At 73.3% G+C, this 5,951-nt stretch carries 6 protein-coding genes; all 6 read left to right on the top strand.

Going from position 1 to position 5,951, the window contains the following annotated elements; all coding sequences use genetic code 11:
- The first annotated feature begins 462 nt into the window (after positions 1–462).
- The 6 genes from EBN88_RS27900 to EBN88_RS27875 all read left to right on the top strand — a co-directional run bounded on the left by EBN88_RS27900 (position 463) and on the right by EBN88_RS27875 (position 5,782).
- A complete protein-coding gene (locus tag EBN88_RS27900) occupies positions 463–1,407 on the top strand; it encodes a hypothetical protein (protein WP_233581049.1) in 945 nt (314 codons plus the stop codon).
- 122 nt (positions 1,408–1,529) lie between these two features.
- Positions 1,530–2,279 carry a Flp pilus assembly protein CpaB gene (cpaB, locus tag EBN88_RS27895; protein ID WP_122399813.1) on the top strand — a complete coding sequence of 250 codons (750 nt, stop codon included), beginning with the start codon at positions 1,530–1,532 and terminating at the stop codon, positions 2,277–2,279.
- Positions 2,280–2,296: 17 nt separating this feature from the next.
- Positions 2,297–3,517, top strand: a complete 1,221-nt coding sequence (locus tag EBN88_RS27890) for an AAA family ATPase (protein ID WP_122399812.1) — start codon at positions 2,297–2,299, stop codon at positions 3,515–3,517.
- Complete coding sequence (locus EBN88_RS27885) at positions 3,514–3,903, top strand: TadE/TadG family type IV pilus assembly protein (protein WP_233581047.1); 390 nt, start codon at positions 3,514–3,516, stop codon at positions 3,901–3,903. The genes EBN88_RS27890 and EBN88_RS27885 overlap by 4 nt, the downstream gene beginning before the upstream one ends.
- Before the next feature lie 4 nt (positions 3,904–3,907).
- Positions 3,908–4,324 carry a TadE family protein gene (locus EBN88_RS27880; RefSeq protein ID WP_122399811.1) on the top strand — a complete coding sequence of 139 codons (417 nt, stop codon included), beginning with the start codon at positions 3,908–3,910 and terminating at the stop codon, positions 4,322–4,324.
- 117 nt (positions 4,325–4,441) lie between these two features.
- Complete coding sequence (locus EBN88_RS27875) at positions 4,442–5,782, top strand: CpaF family protein (protein WP_122399814.1); 1,341 nt, start codon at positions 4,442–4,444, stop codon at positions 5,780–5,782.
- Positions 5,783–5,951 lie beyond the last annotated feature (169 nt).

The raw sequence follows: 5,951 nt of genomic DNA, 5'->3' as shown, positions 1-5,951 counted from the left end.
GCCGACCAGGCCGGCCGCCAGCAGCACCCCGGCCCCGGCGGCCGCGCCGAGCCGGAGCGCCGGACGGCGCCGGCGGCGGTGCCCGGGCGGGGTGCGGTGTGGGGGTTCCTGCGGGCCCTCGTGTGGGCTCTCATGCGAAGTGAAGCTGTCCACGCTCGCCTCCGTCAGCAGATGTGGGGGGAACTCCCGCTTCCGGCACGGACCTTGGGCCGGCCGGACTCAGGAGGTGTCACGGGGGGAAACGGTGGCCACCGTCGAGCAGCAGATTGGTCCAGACCAGCGGGGGCTGTCAATGGTCTGGACAGGACCGAACGAGAAGCGCGCGGAAGCGTTCGTGAACTGTCGGTCGCGGACGGTGGTGTTCCGCCGTCGGTGGGAGTCGATAGGCTGCCCAACGGGCAGAGAACGCACGACGGCAGACGGGTTCTCAGCACACACTCCACATGGCACAAGGGGGTTGGGATGTCGATCGCCATCGCGGTCACCAGCGCCGGCCTGGTGTTGCCCCCGACGGACCAGCACACCCCGGGCGCCCATGTCCTCACGCCGCCGGACCAACAGGACTTCCCGGCCGCCCTGGACGAGATCGGCCGCGCCCTCGACCAGCACGGCTATCTGATAGCGGTCTACCCGACGACCACCCCGTTGCCCACCGTGCAACGGCTGCACGCGGTCCGGGCGATGCTGGAGACCGACCGGATGGCCCTGCTGCCCAGCGCCCTGCCCCCGCTGGGCACGGCCGTGCTGATCCGGCAGCTCCGCCAGCTGTCCGTCTGTGACTTCAGCCCCGGCGTCCTGGGCGCCTCGGCCCGGCTGCTCGCCCACTACATCTACGCCGGCGCCCTGTTGGCCTCCGGCAGCAAGCTCGCCAGGGTCCCCGTCACCCTGCCCGCCTCCCAGGAGGCCCCCCGCCCCTCGGGCCGCTCCTGCGCCGTACTGGCCGGCCCCACCCCGCAGTTGGTCCGCCCCGAGGGCGGCGCCACGCTCACCGGGCCGCAGTTCTCCACCTCGCTCACCTACGCCACCGGCTCCCTGGGCAGCGAGTGGGTCACCGGCACCCTGGCCAGGCGCTGGCAGGTCCAGGCGCTCCACCCGGTGCCGCTGCCGGGCGAGTCGGTCTCCTGGTGGGCCACCGGCAAGCTGGTCGAGTTCGCCGCCGCCGTCCCCGACGTCTCGCTGCTCTACCAGATGGTCAGCTCGATGCGACAGGAGGCGTGCCACTGGTGCGGCCTCACCCTCATCGGCGACCGCTGCGCCTTCTGCTCCTCGCCGCTGGTGCCCATGGAGCGGCGGCCCCGGGCCATCACGCCGAGCCAGCGCAGGGCCGCCCTGGCCACGGGCCCCTCGGGCCAGCCCGGCCCGTCCGGCCAACCCGGCCGGCCAGGACTGCCCGTCCAGGCCGGATGAGCGGCGGTGCTCCCCATGCCAGGTCACGCGCCAGAACACGCGAGATGTCCCGTGCCACGTCCCATGCCCACCGCACCCCACGACGCCGCGGCAGGCGGACCCGGAGAAGGTAGACCCCTTTCATGAACGCTCGACAGCGGCGCGGCCTGCTCCTGCTGGTGCTGTCCCTGGTGCTCGCCCTCGGGGCCTTCGCCGGGGTGGTCGCGGTGATCAACGACGTGGAGTCCAAGGTCGGCCCCGAGACCACGGCCTACGAGCTGGCCGAGGACGTCGAGCCCTACCAGGAGGTCACGGCCGACCAGCTCACCGAGGTCTCCATGCCGGAGCGCTACCTCCCGGACACCGCGATAACCGACCTCGACCAGCTGGACGACAAGGTCGCGGCCGGACCGCTCAGGGAAGGCTCCCTGCTCCAGGCCGACATGCTCTCCGACCGGCCCGAACTCGACCCGGGCCAGCAGGAGATCGCCGTGATGATCGACGCCTCCACCGGCGTCGCCGGCAAGATCTACCCGGGCGCCACCATCAACATGTACGCGGCGTTCCGGGTCAGGGAGCGCGAGGGCGACGAGGAGGACGAGTTCGAGATCGTCCGCCTGATGGTCAACAACGCCGAGGTCATCGAGGTCGGCGAGCTGACCGAGGTGGACGACGAGGACCGCACCACCATGGAGGCCGTGCCGATCACCTTCGCGCTGGACAACGCGGACGCCCAACGCGTCACCTACGCCGAGGCGTTCGCCGAACAGGTGCGGCTGGCCCTGGTCGCCCCCGGGGAGGAGACCGAAATCCCCCCGGAGGAGCGCACATACACCATCATGGGCGACATCGTCGGCAACCCCCATGCCGGTCTCGACGAGCTGTTCCCCTAAGGAAGCAGGTGGCACCGTTGACGACCCGGATTCTGCCCGTGGTGGGCGACTCGGACACCGCCCGCTCCCTGATAACGCTGCTCAGCCAGCTGCCGGACAGCGAGCCGCTGCGCCCCGTGCCCGACTCCACCACGCTGCTCGACACCCTGGCGGCGCTGGTCCACGAGTCCCTCACCGGGCTGCCCGAGGTGGTGGTGATCCACGAGGCCGTGGGCCCGCTGCCCGCCCTGGAGGTGATCCGCGAGGTCGCGCTGCGCTTCCCCGCCGTGGGCGTGGTGCTGGTCTCCGCCGAGCCCCCGCCCGGGCTCTACGCGGCGGCCATGGACGCCGGCGCCCGTGGCCTGGCCGGACTGCCCGCCTCCTACGACGAGTTGGCCGGCCGGGTCGCCGCAGCCGCCCAGTGGGCGGTCGGGATGCGGCGCCACCTGGGCGCGGGCGAGACCGTCCAACAGGGCCCGGGCGGCCGGATCATCGCCGTCTGCGGCGCCAAGGGCGGCGTCGGCGGCACCCTGCTCGCCACCCAACTCGCCCTGGCCGCCCAGCGGTCGGGCGGCTACGAGCGGGGCGTGGCGCTGGTCGACCTCGACCTGCTCTGCGGCGACGTCGGCTCCTACTTCGACGTGCAGTTCCGCCGTTCCGTCGCCGACCTCGCCGGCATCGCCGACATCACCCCGCAGGTCCTGGCCGAGGCCACGTTCACCCACGAGACCGGCCTGTCCATGCTGATCGCCCCGGCCGAGGGCGAGCGCGGCGAGGACGTCACCGACGCCACGGCCCGGCAGCTGCTGACCGCCGTGCGGGCCCGGTTCGACGTGGTCGTCGTGGACTGCGGCTCCCACATGAACGGCGCCAACGCCACCGCCGTCGAACTCGCCGACGCCGCCGTGCTGGTGACCACCCCCGACGTGATCGCGGTGCGGGCCGTCAACCGCATGGTGCGGATGTGGGACCGGCTGCGCATCCGCAAGGCGCAGGACACGTTGACCGTGATCAACCGGCACGCGCGCGCCAGCCACATCCAGCCACAGCTTGTCGCCCGGATCACCGGCACCCAGGTCGCCAGGAACGTGATCCCCGCCGCGTACCGGGAGCTGCGGGAGGCGCTGGACGCCGGCCGGGTGCAGGACCTCGACCCGCGCGGCCAGGTGCGCCGCGCGATGTGGGCGCTCGCCGCCGAGTTGGGGCTCGCGCCGCCCCCGTCCGCGCCCTCCGGCCGCCGCCGGGGGAGAAGGTCGTGAGCGCGCGGTCCGCCGCCGGGCGGCGCCGGCCGCGCGGCGACCGGGGCGCGGCCATGGTGGAGTTCGCCGGGATCTTTCCCCTGGTGCTGCTGATGATGGCGGTGATCTGGCAGTGCGTGCTCATCGGCTACACGTTCTCCCTCGCGGGGAACGCCGCCGACGAGGCCGCCAGGGCCGCCGCCGCTGCCCGGGGCGACCCGGGTGGCGCCTGCGCCAGCGCGGCCGAGGAGCATGTGCCGAGCGCCTGGGAGATCACCGTGGACTGCCCGCTGGAGGGCGAGGTGCGCACCGCCCGCGTGGGGTTGAAAGTGCCGGTGCTCTTCCCCGGCGCGTTCGACCTGCCGATGACGGTCACCGGCACGGCCGGCGCCGTCGAGGAGGGCTGAGCCCATGCCGCCGCGCCGCCGCCCACGGTCCCCCGGCCGATTCCGGTGGGCCGTCCGCCACGCCGCCGCCCGCGAGCCGGAACGCGGCGTCACCGCCGTGGAGTTCGCCGGCTGGCTGCCGCTGCTGGTCACCGTGGCGCTGGCCGCGCTTCAGCTCGGCCTGGTCGGGTATGCCGCCCTCCAGGCCGGCTCGGCCGCCAGGGCCGCCGCGCGCACCGCGGCCCAGGAGGAGATCGAGGACCAGTACGCCGCGAGCGGACGGGCCGCGCTCAGCGGCCCGCTCGCCGAGAACGCCAGCTTCGAACTCGACCCGTGCGGCGACGAGGCCACCGTCACCGCCAGCGTGGAGATCCCGACGGTCCTGCCGTTCTTCGACGGCCTGGGCCGCGCCTCCCGGACGGTGACCATGCCCTGCGACTGACGCCCCCCGCGACCGCCGACCGTTGACCGCCACCCGATGACCGACCGTTGACCGCCCGTTGACCGTTTCCGACCCGGCTCCCGATGGAGGTGCGATTCCCAGGTGAAGGACCGCTCGATGGGCCTGCGTTCCCGCGTGCACGCCCCCGACCAGCCCGCCGGCGGTGGCCTGAGCGACGGTCGGCTGGTCGCCGTCTACCGGGCCAAGCTGCTGGAGGAGATCGACCTCGCCGAGATGTCCTCGCTCGACCTGAGCGAGCGCAGGGACCGGCTGGAACGCGTGCTCGGCCACATCCTCAGCCGCGAGGGCCCCGTGCTCTCCACCCAGCAACGCGCCCTGCTCATCCGCCGGGTGGTGGACGAGGCCCTCGGCCTGGGCATCCTGGAACCGCTGCTGGAGGACCCCTCCATCACCGAGATCATGGTCAACGGGCCCGACCAGATCTATGTGGAGCGCTCGGGCCGGGTCGAGCGCCTGCCGCTCGGCTTCGCCTCCGAGGAGCAGCTGATGCAGACCATCGAGCGGATCGTCTCCGCCGTCAACCGGCGCGTGGACGAGTCCAACCCGATGGTCGACGCCCGGCTGCCCACCGGCGAGCGGGTCAACGTGATCATCCCGCCGCTCTCCCTCTCCGGCGCCACCCTCACCATCCGCCGCTTCCCCCGCGCGTACACCCTGCCCGAGCTGATCGGCTTCGGCACCCTCGACGAGCACCTGATGGCGCTGCTCGCCGGGCTGGTGCGGGCCAAGTGCAACGTGATCGTCTCCGGCGGCACGGGCTCGGGGAAAACCACCCTGCTCAACGCGCTCAGCGGCCTCATCCCCGAGGGCGAACGCATCGTCACCGTCGAGGACGCCGCCGAACTCCAGCTCCAGCAGAGCCATGTGATCCGCCTGGAGTCCCGCCCGCCCAACATCGAGGGCAAGGGCGAGGTCACCATCCGCGACCTGGTGCGCAACTCGCTGCGGATGCGGCCCGACCGGATCATCGTCGGCGAGGTGCGCGGCGGCGAGACCCTCGACATGCTCCAGGCCATGTCCACCGGCCACGACGGCTCGCTGGCCACCGTGCACGCCAACAGCGCGGAGGACGCGCTGCTGCGCCTCCAGACCCTGGCCTCGATGTCCGAACTCCAGGTCCCGTTCGAGGCGTTGCGCGACCAGATCAACAGCGCGGTCGACGTGCTGGTGCAGCTGGTGCGGCACCCGGACGGCACCCGCCGGATCGCCGAGGTCGCGGTCATGGCCTCGCACGGCAGGCAGACCTTCCGGATCGCGACCGTCGCCGAGTTCCGCGCCCGGCCGATGACCGAGGACGGTCGGGTGCCGGGCCACTTCCTGCACCACCCGCTGCCGAGGGCCCTGGCCCAGCGGCTGCACCTGGCGGGGCAGCCGGTCCCGCCCGTGTTCGGCGTCCAGCCCGACGACGGCCGGCTGGCCACCCGGGAGGCGAACTGACCATGAGCGACCTGTCGTTGCTGACCCTCGGGCTGACGCTGCTCGCGCTGACCTGCGGCGTCGCGGGGCTGCGGCTCTACGGCTCGGGGCGCGCCAGGCAGCGCGAGCTGCTCACGCGGCTCGCCGGCGCCGCCGCCCCCGAGCCGGGCGGCGCCGACCCGGCGGCCGG

Source organism: Streptomyces triticirhizae, assembly GCF_003696235.1.
In the GTDB taxonomy this organism is placed as follows: Bacteria; Actinomycetota; Actinomycetes; order Streptomycetales; family Streptomycetaceae; genus Streptomyces; species Streptomyces triticirhizae.
The sequence above is the reverse complement of the archived record's forward strand: the minus strand, read 5'-3'. Positions and strand labels throughout refer to the sequence as shown.